Here is a 14,137-nt window from a genome sequence, read left to right as displayed (position 1 = left end):
CGCTCAGGGGGGCCGGCCGCCCGCTGCGGCAGCCGGTCACGGCCCGTGTTCAGCACCCCGCGGCTTGCCCCGGAACCGGCCCCCGTGCAGGACGGCCGCGAGGGCGGGGAAGACCGGACGAATCCGGGAGCGCGCTGCCGCAGAGCTGATCCCTTGGTCCCGAACGGGCCTCTGGTCAGCTCCGGCGCTCGTCGAGCCGGGCGTCGAGGGTGTCCGGGTGGTCCTCGCCCAGTACGCGGGCGCGATCCCGGGCGACCTTGGCGAGCAGGTGGGCCGCTTCGGCACGTTCGCCTGTGGCGGCGAGGCTGGTCGCGTGGTTGTGCCTGGCGGTCAGGGTGTCCGGATGGTCGGCGCCCAGTACGCGGGCGTAGTCCTGGGCGACCTCGGCGAACAGGGCGGCGGCTTCGGCGTGTTCGCCGGCGGAAGCGAGGATGCTCGCGTGGTTGTGCCTGGCCTTCAGGGTGCCTGGGTGGTCGGCGCCCGGAACGCGGGCGTGACTCCGGTGGGGCTGGTGGGCCACTTCGGCAGGTCGGCGGTCGGCTTCGGCACGTTCGCCTGAAGCACTGGGCGTGTCTGCTCGTCCCTCTCCGGCGGCATGTGCCTTGCGTGCGGGTGGCTGAGCACCATGTGGCCTCTGCGCGGGTGGGTCAGGGCTCGGTTGCGGTTCGGCCAGCACCGTGTGCAGGCGGTCGCGGACCTCGCGAGCGTCCCGGGGACGGCCTTCGGGATCTTTGGCGAGGAGCTCCAGGACGAGTTCGTCCAAGGCCCCGGGGACGCCGCCTCGATGGGCGCCGGGGGGTTGAGGAACGGTGCGGGCGTGGGCGGCCGGTACTGCCCCATAGCCGTCGGACGTGAAGGGCGGGCGTCCGGTGAGAAGGACGTACAACAGGCAGCCCAATGCGTACAGGTCGGTACGGCCGTCGAGGGCTGTGTCTCCCTGTGCCTGTTCGGGCGCCATATAGGCGGGGGAGCCCACCAGGCGTCCCTGGGTGGTGGTCCGATGGCGCTCACCGTCGATGTAGGCAGCGACGCCGAAGTCCACGACCTTGACGCTCCCGCTGCCCGAGCGCGTGCGAGCAAGCATGACGTTGCCGGGCTTGATGTTGCGGTGGATGATTCCCTCGTCGTGGGCCGCGGCGAGAGCGTCGCAGACCTGCGCGCTCCAATCGACCGCACGGGCCACCGTCAGGGTCGGCGGCTGGGTGACCAGATCGGTGAGGCAGGGGCCCATGACGTGCTCCATCACCACGTAGGGGATGTTGCGGCCATGGGCATCGAGACTGTGGCGGCAGTCGTAGATGGACACGATCTGCGGGTGGCCCGAGAGCCGTGCGGTGATCTTCGCCTCGCGTTGGAAACGGGCTTCTGACGCGGCGTCGTCCGTCGTCGGGGCGTGATGGAGCACCTTGACGGCCACCGGCCGGCCAAGGCGAACGTCCCGTGCGAACCAGACCGTGCCCGCGCCCCCTGATCCCAGCGGCTCGACCAGCCGGTAGCGCTCTGCCAGTAGCGTTCCGTGCATCTACTCCCCCAGTGGCCCGCGCGTCGCCTTCGTCGAGGCGAGGGCCGTCCTGGCCGCGCGGCGGCACCACAGCATGGTGACCAGCGCGGGGAGCAGCGTCTCCTCGTACGTGGCATGAGCCGTTTCCGCACGGCAACTCATTGCAAGCTGCCTGCCTTCAGGCGCGCCCCGCCACCGGAACCACGGCAAGCCCCATTGCCGTCATGAACCGTGCTGCTGCTTCCGCGTGTTGAGGGCGCCGGTGGGTAGATCCCCCTGCAACTCCCCCTCATGCGCCCTTCTCTCCTGCCGTGGGCATCCGACGCATCGGTGATGCGAATCACATCCTGAAACGCACACAGTGTTGCTGACGGGCGGTCGTGAACGCAATCGGTGAGTAGTCAGGCGTAAGTCCGGGTCAATTCTCCCCGCATTGCAGGCAGTTGGTCTGTGCGGACTTAATGCCCGTCCGTCGTTCGGAGTGAGAAGTGAGCCTTCTCTGCTGGCCCTTGAGCGGTTCACGTGGAGGGTGAGGAACGATTCGGACGAGGCCGGCCGTCTGCGAGACGAGGGCCGCCTCGGGGTGCGCAGGAGGCTCCAGGTCGTGACTCCGGCTGTCACACCGCCTGCCACTCTCCGGCCCTGCCACGCTCGTGCCAGATCGGACGGGGGCTCACGGGGGTGCTCATGAGGCCATGCGGCGCGATTCATGGCAACTGGTTGGGCTCCATGGAGAAGAAGCACACGTTCGCGACGCTCCTGATCCTGCTGGACAGCATTTGCAGGTGGTCTTCACGGATCTTGAGGAACGCCTCATGCCGGGTCATGCCGGGCAGCGGTACAAACGTGCCCGAGTACGACACGACATGTGTGTGGCCGGCGAAGCTGATGATGTAGCAGTACTCCGTGGGCGACTGGGGCTGCAACGCGCCTCTTCCTCTCGTGACCGGTCCCTCCGCACGCCGCGGGGGCGGAACGCTTCTCGTACACAGGACGGAGTCCCGAGCCCCTGCGGTTTCGTGCGGTGGAGTACCTCCGCACCGCGCGCGGTCATTTCACACGACGCAACACCACTCACGGCAGTCCGACGGCAGCCAACCAACGCCAGGCACGAGCGCCGGCCTGGACAGAGCTACGGCTCAGAAGGCCGCGGTCTCATTCAGGGCCACGTATTCGCGTACTCGTCGAAGTCAGGGCTTTGCACCGGCACCACGCAGAAGACAAGCCCCGTCGGGTCTCGTAGTTGCACGCAGCCGTCTTCTTGCTCACTCAGCTTCGTGGCACCAAGCCGCTCGACACGAGCCACCTCGGCGGCCGTGTCGTCGGTCTCCACGTCGAGGTGAATCCGCGGCGGTCCGTCCTGCAGACGCTGATGTGCCAGCACCTGTCCAGCGCCGAGCGGCGCAAGCACCGTGAACGGCGTCCCTGGCTCCGGCTGCGGCTCCCGGCCGATAACTGCCCCCCAGAAGGCGACCCCCGCGTCCGCGACATCAGGGGGTGAGTCGATCAAGACGACATGCAAGCGGCTCCGATGCATGAACCAATCATCGCGCTCGAACGCGATTCGCGCCGAGAATCAACACCCCCGTGCCGCTCCGGGCCGTGCGCGGCCGGCCATCGCTGGCAGCCGGCTATGCCGAAGCCCGGAGAAGTCAGCATTTCGGAGCGTCAGAAAGCCCCCTACGAGCGCGTTTGCTGCCAGTAGGGGGCCGTCTTGTGGCCAGTGGGCAGTCGTGGGGCCGTGACGGCTACGAGGGCCGGCCGAACACCCGCTCATAGATGACGAGGAACGGCGTCACGTATCCGACTGCTTCCATAGGGGTAGCTGCCCGGAGACCTATGAGGGCTGCACCAGCAAGCAGCGCGCTGATGTACGCGAGGCTCGTCGCCCAAGGGGGCATCTGACGGTGGCTCTGTTGCGGACGATCGTGCATTGTATTGATGGCGAGCAGAAGCCGTAGTGTCTGCGTTCATCAACCCCAAGAGCCTGATCACGTGAGCAGCTCGGGGTAGCACCACTTTCCCTACTGGATACCCCGCGATCCCACGAAAATTAGTGGCTACATCGTGCCTGGAGTCTCCTCACCAGCCCCCGAGAGACTTTACAGTGCCTGCGACTGAAGAGATGAGGGCTACGATCGCGCCGAGACTGGCAAGCGCAGTTGTGGCATTCGGAAACAACTCAGCAGTGAGTCTCCGTATCCGCCGCCGCAACAAAAGCGCCTTGAGCCTTTGCCATTGGTGCTGTTTCAGATGGCACTGAAAGTTGGTGAGATCACCTCACTTGCGTCAGCTCAGGCTTTCCGCCACCGACAGGTAATCGGTGTAGATCTGCGGTGAGCCGGAGAACGAAGCCAGCTGCTTCCATTCCTCGTACATCTTCTTCGTGTCCCGATAGGCATCGGCGAATGCGGCAGCCTCAGCAGTCGCGATGTCCGCATCAGGATAGAACGCATGGAGTGCCGCGAGGCTGGCAATCTCCATCAGTACTACATACTGATCCAGCCGGTTTCCGCGCTCACCTTTCAGCAGGCGGAATTTCCAGTCGGGATAGTCCTCAATGCGATGATGATTTTCAGCGATGAAGCGTTCGAAGGTATCTGCCCGGACGTCGGGGCGCAGCGCGAGATTGTGGATGCCGATCACCCGGGCGAGAGGTTCTTCTCCTGGTCGGCCCTCCTGATAACGCGGCCCATCGGCGACGGTGCTTTTCTTGTTTTCCGCCAGCAAGCGGTAGTCGGTATAGATCGTGGGCAATTCGCTGAATGTGCCGTATTTCCTCCATTCGCGGATGAGCTCCCGGGCCTCGCGGCGATCGCGCCAGAACTGGCGTGCCAATTCTGTTTGATTGCCGTCAGCCGCCAGGTAGCGGTCGCGCTGCCCGGCGTCATCGATTTCGTACAGCATCATGTATTGGCCGGCTCGTTCGCCACGCAGGCCGCGCAGCAGCGTCCAGCGCCATCCGGGGTAGCAGGGAATGTGCACGCCTTTATGGCGAACAAAGGCTTCGAATTGCTCCGGCGTCACGCCGGCCTCGGTATCGATAGCGATGTAGTACAGACTGAAGACCGGCGCGTTTGACGTGTCATGGCGTGGCATTCAATCCTCCATGGGTCTCGACTGCTATTGGGCGAATCTGCTGGTCCAAGTCGTATTTGGTTGTTCCGAAGTTCGACAACAAGTCAAGCGCGTCCGACATGTTTGCCCGCATGGCCTGGCTCGCCGGCTGCCGCCGCCTCCACCGCCGCTACGAACGCAAAGCTGACCACTTCCTCGCCTTCACCAGCATCGCCTGCATCCTCATCTGCCACCGCAGACTCGCCAAATGAGGAGTTCTTAGTAAAGGACCCATAGAGCTCGCGTAGGCGTGCCCGATGCTCTATGAGGCGCCCGCTGCGTTCCTGGCGATCTTCAACGCTGAGGATGGCTGGAGTACGGCGGTACTCACTGCCCATGAGGTGGGCTTGCTCAAGGAAGGCGAGGTGCGACGTCCGTCTCACTTCGTCTCGTCGCGCCTTCTCTTGAATGGCTGGTGCTGCCTCGGCTTGCAGCTGCGCGGCTCGTGTGTGCCCGCGGCTCGTCACCCAGCTCGCCAGCACGGCCGTGAAGCTTGTGAGTGTTGCGATCCACAGTCCGTTGTCCCCCATGTCATTGGAGTGTGGAGGTTCAGGGCTGACATCACCAGACCAGGAGTTCGGTCCTCGGGCCGTCTCTGGGCCGTGCGAGGTTGGCCGACGCTGACAGTCGATGCCCGATGGTGACCGTCGTCGCACCGCTCTGGCCTGGGGCGCTCTAGTTGATCTGCGACACTGGTACGGCTATGCCGAAGCCCGGAGAACTGACCTTCGTCGCGCCGCGGGGGGCCGCGAGGCCGCCGCGGCACCTTGCCGATCTCACGCCCGCCGAGCGCCGTGAGGCCGTGGCCGGGGCGGGGGAGAAGCCCTTCCGCGCCAAGCAGCTCTCGCAGCACTACTTCTCCCGGCTCGCTCACGACCCCGAGCAGTGGACGGACATCCCGGCCGCCGCGCGCGAGAAGCTCGCCGCGGAGCTGCTGCCGGACCTGATGAGCGTGGTGCGGCACATCAGCTGCGACGAGGGCATGACCCGTAAGACGCTGTGGAAGCTGCACGACGGGACGCTCGTGGAGTCCGTCCTGATGCGCTACCCGGACCGGGTCACGATGTGCATCAGCTCGCAGGCGGGCTGCGGCATGAACTGCCCGTTCTGCGCGACCGGTCAGGCCGGTCTCGACCGGAATCTGTCGACCGCGGAGATCGTCCACCAGATCGTCGACGGCGTGCGCGCGCTGCGTGACGGCGAGGTTCCGGCGGCGCAGGGCCAGGCGGAAGGCTCGGTCGGAAGTCCGGCGCGGCTGTCGAACATCGTCTTCATGGGCATGGGCGAGCCGCTCGCCAACTACAAGCGCGTCGTGGGTGCGATCCGCCGGCTGACCGACCCGGAGCCCGATGGGCTCGGGCTCTCGCAGCGTGGGATCACCGTCTCGACCGTGGGGCTGGTCCCGGCGATGCTCCGGTTCGCCGACGAGGGCTTCAAGTGCCGTCTGGCGGTCTCGCTCCACGCGCCGGACGACGAGTTGCGCGACACCCTCGTCCCCGTCAACACCCGCTGGAAGGTCCGCGAGGTACTGAACGCCGCCTGGGAGTACGCCGCGAAGTCCTCGCGCCGCGTCTCCATCGAGTACGCGCTGATCAAGGACATCAACGACCAGGCGTGGCGCGCGGATCTGCTGGGGCGGCTGCTCAAGGGCAAGCCCGTGCACGTCAATCTGATTCCGCTCAACCCGACTCCGGGTTCCAAGTGGACGGCGTCCCGTCCCGAGGACGAGGCCGCGTTCGTGCGGGCCCTGGAGGCACACGGGGTGCCGGTGACCGTCCGCGACACCCGCGGCCAGGAGATCGACGGCGCCTGCGGGCAGTTGGCGGCGACGGAACGCTGAGTCGGCCTCGCAGGTCCGGTCCGTGTCGCACCGTCGCCCTCGCTCGTTCTGGCCCCTCGTGCTGGCCCGCTCGGCCGGGAGCGCGCCGCGACCCGCGCGGGGGTGGCTGGTAATCTTCCACGCGCGCCTTGTCGCAGGCACATCAAGCGACGAGGCGCGGACAACAGACCGACAGGGGAGCGCACACAGCGCTGAGAGTGCGGTTGCACGTACACCCCGCGGGGCGCCGAGCGGCGTCCGCGGCCAGGTGCACGTACGGCCCGCAGACCCTCGAACCTCGCCCGGGTCATGCCGGGTAGGAAGTCGATGAGCCTTATGAGCAAGCATGTGCTGCGCACGGCTGCGGCCGCCGCCACCGTCCTCGTCCTCACGGGCGCACTCGCCGGATGCGGCGGTTCAGGACAGGGCGACGACGGCAAGACCGTCACCCTCGTCACCCACGACTCCTTCGCCGTATCCAAGCCGGTGATGAGGGAGTTCACGAAGCGGACCGGCTACAAGGTGAAGGTGCTGCGGGGCGGCGACGCGGGCGCGGCCGTGAACCAGGCGGTGCTCAACAAGGGCAATCCGCAGGGCGACGTCTTCTTCGGGGTCGACAACACCCTCCTCTCGCGGGCCCTCGACAAGGGCGTCTTCGCTCCGTACAAGGCCGAGGGACTCGGCCACATACCGGAGAAGCTGCAGCTCGACGGGGTGCGGAACCGCGTCACGCCCGTCGACTCCGGCGAGATATGCGTCAATTTCGACCGTGGCTGGTTCGAGAAGCGGGACCAGGCTCCGCCCGAGTCGCTGGACGACCTCGCCGACCCCGAGTACGAGAACCTCCTCGTCACCCCGAACGCCGCGACCTCCTCGCCCGGGCTGGGCTTTCTGCTCGCCACCGTGGAGAAGTACGGCGACGGCGGCTGGAAGGACTACTGGAAGAAGCTGCGGGCCAACGGGGTCGAAGTCGTCGACGGCTGGGAGCAGGCGTACAACGACCGGTTCAGCGGCTCGGCCGGCGGCAAGGGCAAGGGGGACCGGCCCCTCGTCGTCTCCTACGCCTCCAGCCCTCCGGCCGAGGTCCTGGGCAAGAAGCCGTTGCCGGAGAAGGCGCCGACGGGCATCGCCGAGCGGACGTGCTTCCAGCAGACCGAGTTCGCCGGACTGCTGGACGGCGCACGCAACACCAAGGGCGGCAAGGCCCTGTTGGACTACATGCTCAGCAGGACGTTCCAGGAGGACATGCCGCTGCAGATGTTCGTCAACCCGGCCCGTGAGGACGCCGAGTTGCCCGAGGTGTTCACGAAGTATGGCCGCAGCGCCGGGAACGCGGCCACCATGGACCCGGCGAGGATCGACGAGCACCGCGAAGGCTGGATCAAGTCGTGGACGTCGCTCGTCGTGAAGTGACGCGCGAACGGGCCCGCCCGGAGGGGGAGTTCGCCGCACCGGCAGACCGAGGGCGCACCCTTCGCGGGTACCGGCGCGGACCCGCGCAAGGGGGCCGGTGCGGCGGTGCGGCGCGCCTCGCCCTGATGGCGCTGCCCGTCGCCTTCTTCGCGTTCTTCTTCGCCTATCCGGTCGCCGCGATCGTCGGCCGCGGGCTGCGGACGGCGGCCGGAGCGTGGCAACTCGGGCGCCTCGCACAGGTCTTGAGCGACCCGGCCACGCTGCACGTGCTGTGGTTCACGGTGTGGCAGGCCGCCGCGTCGACGGCGTGCACGCTGGCGCTCGCGCTGCCGTGCGCCTATGTCTTCGCCCGTTTCGACTTCCCCGGGAAGCAGGTGCTGCGCGCCGTCGTCACCGTCCCCTTCGTGCTGCCGACGGTGGTCGTGGGCTCGGCGTTCCTGGCGCTGCTGGGCCGCGGCGGGCTCCTGGACGAATGGGTCGGGCTGCGTCTGGACACGAGCGTGTGGGCGATCCTGCTCGCGCACGTCTTCATCAACTACGCGGTCGTCGTACGGACGGTGGGCGGGCTGTGGTCCCAACTCGACCCGCGCCAGGAGGAGGCGGCACGCATGCTCGGCGCGAGCCGCTTCGCCGCGTGGCGCCGCGTGACACTGCCCGCGCTCGCACCGTCCGTCGGCGCGGCCGCGCTGATCGTCTTCCTCTTCACCTTCACCTCCTTCGGCGTGATCCAGGTGCTGGGCGGTCCGCGCTTTGCCACGCTCGAGGTCGAGATCTACCGGCAGACCGCCGCTCTGCTCGATCTGCCGACCGCCGCGGTGCTCACGCTGATCCAGTTCGCTGCCGTCACCGCTCTCCTCGCCGTGCACGCCCGCACCATGCGGAAGCGGCAGTCCGCGCTGAGCATGGTCCCGGCCGCCGAGTCCGCGCGCCCTCCCCGCGGCCGGGCCCAGTGGGCGCTGCTGGCCTCCGTCCTGGCGGTGACGGGCACGCTGATCCTCGTGCCCCTCGCCGTGCTGACGGCACGGTCCTTCGACGGACCCGGCGGCTACGGACTGGCCAACTACCGTGCGCTCGGGGCGGTTTCGGGCACCGCCACCTTCACCGTCCCGCCCGTCGACGCGATCGGCAACTCCCTCGCGTACGCGGGCGTCGCCACGCTGCTGGCACTCGCCATCGGTGTCCTGGCCGCGGCGGCACTGACGGCACGCACCGGAAACGATGGCGGGAGCAGCGGCGCGGTCGACCGGCTGGTGCGGGGCTTCGACTCGATGCTGATGCTGCCGCTGGGCACCTCCGCGGTGACCGTCGGCTTCGGCTTCCTCGTCGCGCTGGACGAACCGCCCCTGGACCTGCGTTCGTCGTGGATGATCGTGCCCATCGCGCAGGCTCTGGTCGGCGTTCCCTTCGTCATCCGGACGATGCTGCCGGTGCTGCGCGCGATCGATGCCCGGCTGCGCGAGGCAGCGGCAGTGCTCGGTGCCTCGCCGCTGCGCGCCTGGCGCGAGGTGGACCTGCCGATGGTGAGCCGCGCGCTGCTTGTCGCGGCGGGGTTCGCATTCGCCGTCTCGCTCGGCGAGTTCGGCGCGACGGTCTTCATCGCCCGGCCCGACGCCCCGACTCTCCCCGTCGCCGTCGCCCGCTTCCTGGGCCGCGCGGGCGAGGTCAACTACGGGCAGGCGATGGCCATGAGCACCGTGTTGATGTTCGTGTGCGCGGCGACGCTCCTCGCGCTGGAACGCATACGCACCCACCCCTCGGGAGAGTTCTAGATGCTGCGGCTCGGCGGAGTGACGGCCGGTTTCGGCCCCGCACAGCGCGTACTGGACGGTGTGGACCTGGAGGTCGCCGACCACGAGACGGTGTGCGTGCTGGGCCCCAGCGGCAGCGGCAAGTCGACGCTTCTGCGCGTCATAGCCGGCTTGCACACCCCCGACGCCGGCAGCGTCGAGCTCTCCGGCCGCGACCAGAGCGGTGTGCCGCCGCACCGGCGCGGCGTCGGGCTGATGTTCCAGGACCACCAGCTCTTCCCGCAGCGCGACGTCGGCGGCAACGTCGCCTTCGGCCTGCGCATGCGCGGGACCGCGCGTCGCGAAGCGGACCACCGCGTCGCCGAACTCCTCGGTCTCGTCGGTCTTCCCGGGGCGGAGCGGCGTGCGGTCACCTCCCTCTCCGGGGGTGAACAGCAGCGCGTCGCGCTCGCCCGCGCTCTCGCCCCGCAGCCGGATCTTCTGATGCTCGACGAGCCCCTGGGGCAGCTCGACCGCGGGCTGCGGGAACGCCTCGTCGTCGAACTGCGCGCGCTCTTCCGCAAGTTGCGCACCACCGTGCTCGCCGTCACCCATGACCAGGGGGAGGCTTTCGTACTGGCCGACCGCGTCGTGGTGATGAACGAGGGGCGCATCGCCCAGACCGGCACGCCACTCGAGGTGTGGCAGCGTCCCGCCTCGGAGTTCGTCGCCCGCTTCCTCGGATTCGACAACGTCGTCGACGGGACGGTTCGCGATGGGGCCGCCGACACCCCCTGGGGCGTACTCCCCGTGGAGGAAGGCACGCGCACCGGGACGTGCCAACTCCTCGTGCGCCCGGCAGGCGTCCGTCTGACGTCACCGCAGGACGGGCTGCGCTGCACCGTCGAGGCACGCACCTTCCGCGGCGGCGACGCCGCCGAAGTCACGCTCCTGCTGCGGCCGGAGACCGGCCCGCGCCTGGAGGCGTCGTGCCCGCTGCGCGAGGCACCGGAGGACGGGGCCGAGGTCGGCGTCACCTTCGACGGACGGGACGTGGTGCGGCTCGGCCAGGGCTGAGCCTCAACACCCGCCCTGCGACGGGAGGTCGGGAGCGGCCCGAGGACCCCGGGCCGCTCGTCAGTCCCGCAGCCGCGCCAGCGTCTCCGGCACCTCCTCGACGGAGGCGGCCAGCGCGATCCGCGATGCCATCGGCCGCTCACGCGCGAGCGCCTGGAGCAGCGGCCAGCACGGCAGCGTCCGCGTCCAGTGCTCCTCGTCGACGAGCACCATCGGCGTCGGAGTGCCGCGCGACTGGTAGTAGTTGGGCGTCGCGTTGTCGAAGATCTCCTGCACGGTCCCGGCTGCACCCGGAAGGAAGACCACCCCGGCGTTCGACCGTGCCAGAAGTCCGTCCTCGCGCACCGCGTTCACGAAGTACTTCGCGATGTGCTGCGCGAAGGCGTTGGGCGGCTCGTGTCCGTAGAACCAGGTCGGGATGCCCACGGAGGCGCCGCCGCCCGGCCAGCCCTCGCGGACCGCGAACGCGGCACGCGCCCATTCGCCCACGGACTTCTCGAAGGACGGCGCGGTCGAGAGCATCTCCAGCGCCTTGTCCAGCATGCCGTCCTCGAAGGGTGCCGCGTAGGCACCGAGGTTCGCGGCCTCCATGGCACCGGGGCCACCGCCCGTCGCCACGGTGTGACCCTCCCGGGCCAGCGCCCTTCCCAGGCGGGCCGCCCCGGCATACGCGGCGCTGCCACGCGCCAGCTTGTGCCCCCCCATGACCCCCACGACCCGGGCTCCGACGAGCTGTTCGTCGAGCGCGTCGGAGATCGCGTCGTCGTGCACGGCGCGGAGCATCGAGGAGAAGACGTCGCCGTCGCTCTTCGTCCGCTGGAACCAGGCGTACGAACCGGCGTCAGGTGTCCGCTCGTACCCCTCGGCCAGGTCGGAGAACAGCTCCTCCGGGGTGTAGAGACGCCCGCGGTAGGGATCGAACGGCAGGTTCGGTACCGGCGGGAAGACCAGACCGCCTCCCTCCTGCACCCGTACCACCGACTCGGCGGACATCGCACAGCCCAGGAAGACCGCCCCGTCCGTCTCCGCGGACGCCAGCTCACCGGCGCGCTCGCGCAGGTCGAGGGACTGCACCCGCCATCCGTTGAGCGACCCGGTCGCCTCGACGACGTCGTCGAACTCCTCGAGCGTCTCTATCTCGTGGTCAAGCATCCCGTCAGCGTATGCGCTCACAGCACGAGGGCGGCCCCGCTTGCCGGAAGGGGCCGCCCTTCGATGCGCCGACGGGGACGTGCCCTGCGTCAGGTCGTCAGCGGCAGCGCGGCGAGCTGGCCCACCGCCCAGGTGAGGGCGCCGAACACGACGCAGATGACGACCGCACGGAGCGCCGCCGCCCCCCGCAGCAGCCGGCGCGGAGCACCGAGCTTGGCCAGGGCCGCGTTCGCGGGTCTGCGGGCCGCGCGCGACTCGGCCGCGGCCGTCAGCGCGCTCGCCGTCACGCAGAGCACCACCAGCGCGGCGCCCACCAGGGCCAGCGGTCCGAACATGCGGGCACCGTCATGCGGTGACGCACCGTACAGCTCGCTCGCCGCCAGCCCGCCGGCCGCCACCGCACACAGCACACCGAGCGGCCGGCCGATACGTACCGCCTCCTGCTGGAGCACCCGACCCGCCAGGAGCCGCACGGCGCCGGGCCTGCCGACTGCGAGGAGCCGCCCGCACAGCTGGGTGAGTCCCGGGCCGGCCAGCACGAGACCGAGCACGGTGAGCAGCCAGCCGCCCAGCACGCCGGGCGCGCTGTTCGACAGGACCGCCGAGAGGGACAGCGGTTCCGGCGACCGGCTTGCGTACGTCTCCGTGGCGAGACCCGCCGCGATGAACGCGGCACCCCACGGCAGCGTGACGGACGCGGGAAGCGGGCCCGGCAGCACCCGGAGGGACTGCGCCTCCCTGTAGTCCGCCGCCCGCTCGTGGCGTGCTCCCGTCGCCTCGCCGTGTGCGCCGGGCTCCGCGGCAGGTGTGCCAGTGCCGCCACCGGCGGTGGCCCCGGCGCCCGCCGTGGCCGGGAGCATTCCGGGCCGTGTGGCGAGGGCGGCGGCGCCGGCGGCCACCAGAGGCGGTACGCACAGCAGCACCAGGGTCGCGGCGATGGGCAACGGGTGGTCGGCGGCGAGGAGTTTCACGGCCGCGCCGTCGAAGGGGATCGACGCCACCTGCCCGCGCAGGTGCAGATAGATCACGAGCGCGACGGCGCTGCCCAGCAGCGACGACATCGCCGTCGAGACGGCCGCGAGCAGCGGGATGCGGGCCGGACCCACCCCCGCCGCGTCCAGAGCGGAGGGCGAGCGCGAACCGGGATCCGTGCGGGCGACGGCCGCGGCGAACTGCACGGCCGCCGCGAGTGGTGCGAGGCACCACACCAGCCGGACGAGAGAGGTACCGGACTGCTGCGGGTGGGCGAGGGCATGGCTGAGAGCCGCCAGCAGCAGGAAGCCCACGACTGCCGTCGCGCATGACACCAGGAGGCGGCGCAGCAGCGTGAGGGGATGACCACCGCGGGCTAGACGGAGAGCGAGCACGCGGCACCCTTGGAGTCTTCGCCGTCCGAGTCGCCTTCGCCCGTGGCCATGCCCTTGCCACCGGCTCCGTCGTTCTCGTCGTCCCCACCACTGTTCGCGTCGCCGGGGCCCGGGGAGACCAGGCCGCCGCTCAGCCGGCCGTCGACGAGCGTGAGATTGCGGTCCGCGAGTGTCGGCCCCACCGCGTCCCCGGCCTCCGGGTCTCCCGGTGTCACCTTCGGCAGCATCACCGCCGGGTCGTGTGTCGTGAGCACCACGGTGATGTCGTGCGTGCGCGCGGCCGTGGTCAGCGTGCGCAGTACTTGTGCCCGTTCCGTCTGGTGCAGGGGAGCGGTCGGCTCGTCGGCGAAGAGGATCGCGGGCGCGGGGGCGAGAGCGCGGGCGATCGCGACGCGCTGGCGCTGCGACTGACGCAGGGCCGAGGGACGCTTGCGTGCGCACTCACCGACGTCGAGCCGCTCCAGCCATTCGACGGCTGCCTTGCGGGCGGCGCGGGAACCGGTGCCGCACAGCATCAGCGGGAGCGCGGCGTTCTCCCACGCGGTCAGTTCCGGGATGAGCTGCGGCTCGCTGCCGACCCAGCCGAAGCGGTCCCGGCGGAGCCGTTCGCGCGAGGTGCGCGAGAGGGTGTGCACCGGCACGCTGTTGAACCAGATCTCCCCGTCGTGCGGGGTGAGTTGACCGGACAGGCAGCTCAGCAGAGTGGTCTTGCCGCTGCCGCGAGGTCCGGTGACGGAGACGATCTCGCCGGCGCGGACGCCGATCGATACGCCTTGCAGGGCGGGTGAACCGCCGTACGAGTAGTGCAGTCCGCGTGCCCAGAGCACGTCGTTGTCCGGGGGTGCTGCCACTGAGGGCACCTCCACTCACCTCTGCTCTGCTGGTCCCCGCCGGGCCCCGTCCCACGAAGGGGTGAAGAGGTCCTCGGGCCATCGGTCACAGGAACCGTAAGGACAGCCAAGCG

The 14,137-nt window shown here is 69.5% G+C and carries 12 protein-coding genes and 1 pseudogene; 5 read left to right on the top strand and 8 right to left on the bottom strand.

Annotation, left to right across the window (positions count from 1 at the left end; all coding sequences use genetic code 11):
- Nucleotides 1-175 precede the first annotated feature (175 nt).
- The 5 genes from G4Z16_RS07800 to G4Z16_RS07780 all read right to left on the bottom strand — a co-directional run bounded on the left by G4Z16_RS07800 (nucleotide 176) and on the right by G4Z16_RS07780 (nucleotide 4,600).
- Entirely contained in the window at nucleotides 176-1,522 is a 1,347-nt protein-coding gene (locus G4Z16_RS07800) for a serine/threonine-protein kinase (protein ID WP_197350051.1), read from the bottom strand.
- A complete protein-coding gene (locus G4Z16_RS07795) occupies nucleotides 1,523-1,663 on the bottom strand; it encodes a hypothetical protein (RefSeq protein WP_197350049.1) in 141 nt (46 codons plus the stop codon).
- Between the two features lie 545 nt (nucleotides 1,664-2,208).
- Nucleotides 2,209-2,427, bottom strand: a complete 219-nt coding sequence (locus tag G4Z16_RS07790; protein ID WP_197350048.1) for a hypothetical protein — start codon at nucleotides 2,425-2,427, stop codon at nucleotides 2,209-2,211.
- A gap of 233 nt (nucleotides 2,428-2,660) precedes the next feature.
- Entirely contained in the window at nucleotides 2,661-3,011 is a 351-nt protein-coding gene (locus G4Z16_RS07785; protein WP_197350046.1) for a VOC family protein, read from the bottom strand.
- Between the two features lie 779 nt (nucleotides 3,012-3,790).
- Entirely contained in the window at nucleotides 3,791-4,600 is an 810-nt protein-coding gene (locus G4Z16_RS07780; protein WP_197350044.1) for a hypothetical protein, read from the bottom strand.
- Nucleotides 4,601-4,710: 110 nt separating this feature from the next.
- Here G4Z16_RS07780 and G4Z16_RS07775 point away from each other — a divergent pair.
- The 5 genes and pseudogenes from G4Z16_RS07775 to G4Z16_RS07755 all read left to right on the top strand — a co-directional run.
- Nucleotides 4,711-4,830: pseudogene (locus G4Z16_RS07775) on the top strand (IS5/IS1182 family transposase); the annotation flags it as partial.
- 491 nt (nucleotides 4,831-5,321) lie between these two features.
- Nucleotides 5,322-6,458, top strand: coding sequence for a dual-specificity RNA methyltransferase RlmN (gene rlmN, locus G4Z16_RS07770; protein ID WP_197350042.1), 1,137 nt, complete (start codon nucleotides 5,322-5,324; stop codon nucleotides 6,456-6,458).
- A gap of 315 nt (nucleotides 6,459-6,773) precedes the next feature.
- Nucleotides 6,774-7,850 (top strand): thiamine ABC transporter substrate-binding protein, encoded by a 1,077-nt coding sequence (locus tag G4Z16_RS07765; protein WP_197350040.1) that lies wholly within the window; start codon nucleotides 6,774-6,776, stop codon nucleotides 7,848-7,850.
- A 125-nt stretch (nucleotides 7,851-7,975) separates the two neighbouring features.
- A complete protein-coding gene (locus tag G4Z16_RS07760; protein ID WP_197354236.1) occupies nucleotides 7,976-9,619 on the top strand; it encodes an ABC transporter permease in 1,644 nt (547 codons plus the stop codon).
- Complete coding sequence (locus G4Z16_RS07755) at nucleotides 9,620-10,654, top strand: ABC transporter ATP-binding protein (protein ID WP_197350038.1); 1,035 nt, start codon at nucleotides 9,620-9,622, stop codon at nucleotides 10,652-10,654. It abuts the gene before it with no gap.
- Nucleotides 10,655-10,714: 60 nt separating this feature from the next.
- Here the strand turns inward: G4Z16_RS07755 and G4Z16_RS07750 are convergent, their stop codons facing one another.
- The 3 genes from G4Z16_RS07750 to G4Z16_RS07740 all read right to left on the bottom strand — a co-directional run bounded on the left by G4Z16_RS07750 (nucleotide 10,715) and on the right by G4Z16_RS07740 (nucleotide 14,024).
- Nucleotides 10,715-11,806: an LOG family protein gene (locus tag G4Z16_RS07750; protein WP_197350036.1), complete on the bottom strand. Its 1,092-nt coding sequence runs from the start codon at nucleotides 11,804-11,806 to the stop codon at nucleotides 10,715-10,717.
- Between the two features lie 89 nt (nucleotides 11,807-11,895).
- Nucleotides 11,896-13,173: a hypothetical protein gene (locus G4Z16_RS07745; protein ID WP_197350034.1), complete on the bottom strand. Its 1,278-nt coding sequence runs from the start codon at nucleotides 13,171-13,173 to the stop codon at nucleotides 11,896-11,898.
- Entirely contained in the window at nucleotides 13,155-14,024 is an 870-nt protein-coding gene (locus G4Z16_RS07740; protein WP_197350032.1) for an ABC transporter ATP-binding protein, read from the bottom strand. The genes G4Z16_RS07745 and G4Z16_RS07740 overlap by 19 nt, the downstream gene beginning before the upstream one ends.
- Between the last annotated feature and the right edge of the window lie 113 nt (nucleotides 14,025-14,137).

The organism is Streptomyces bathyalis (genome assembly GCF_015910445.1).
GTDB lineage: Bacteria > Actinomycetota > Actinomycetes > Streptomycetales > Streptomycetaceae > Streptomyces > Streptomyces bathyalis.
This window is presented reverse-complemented; position numbering and strand designations above follow the sequence as displayed.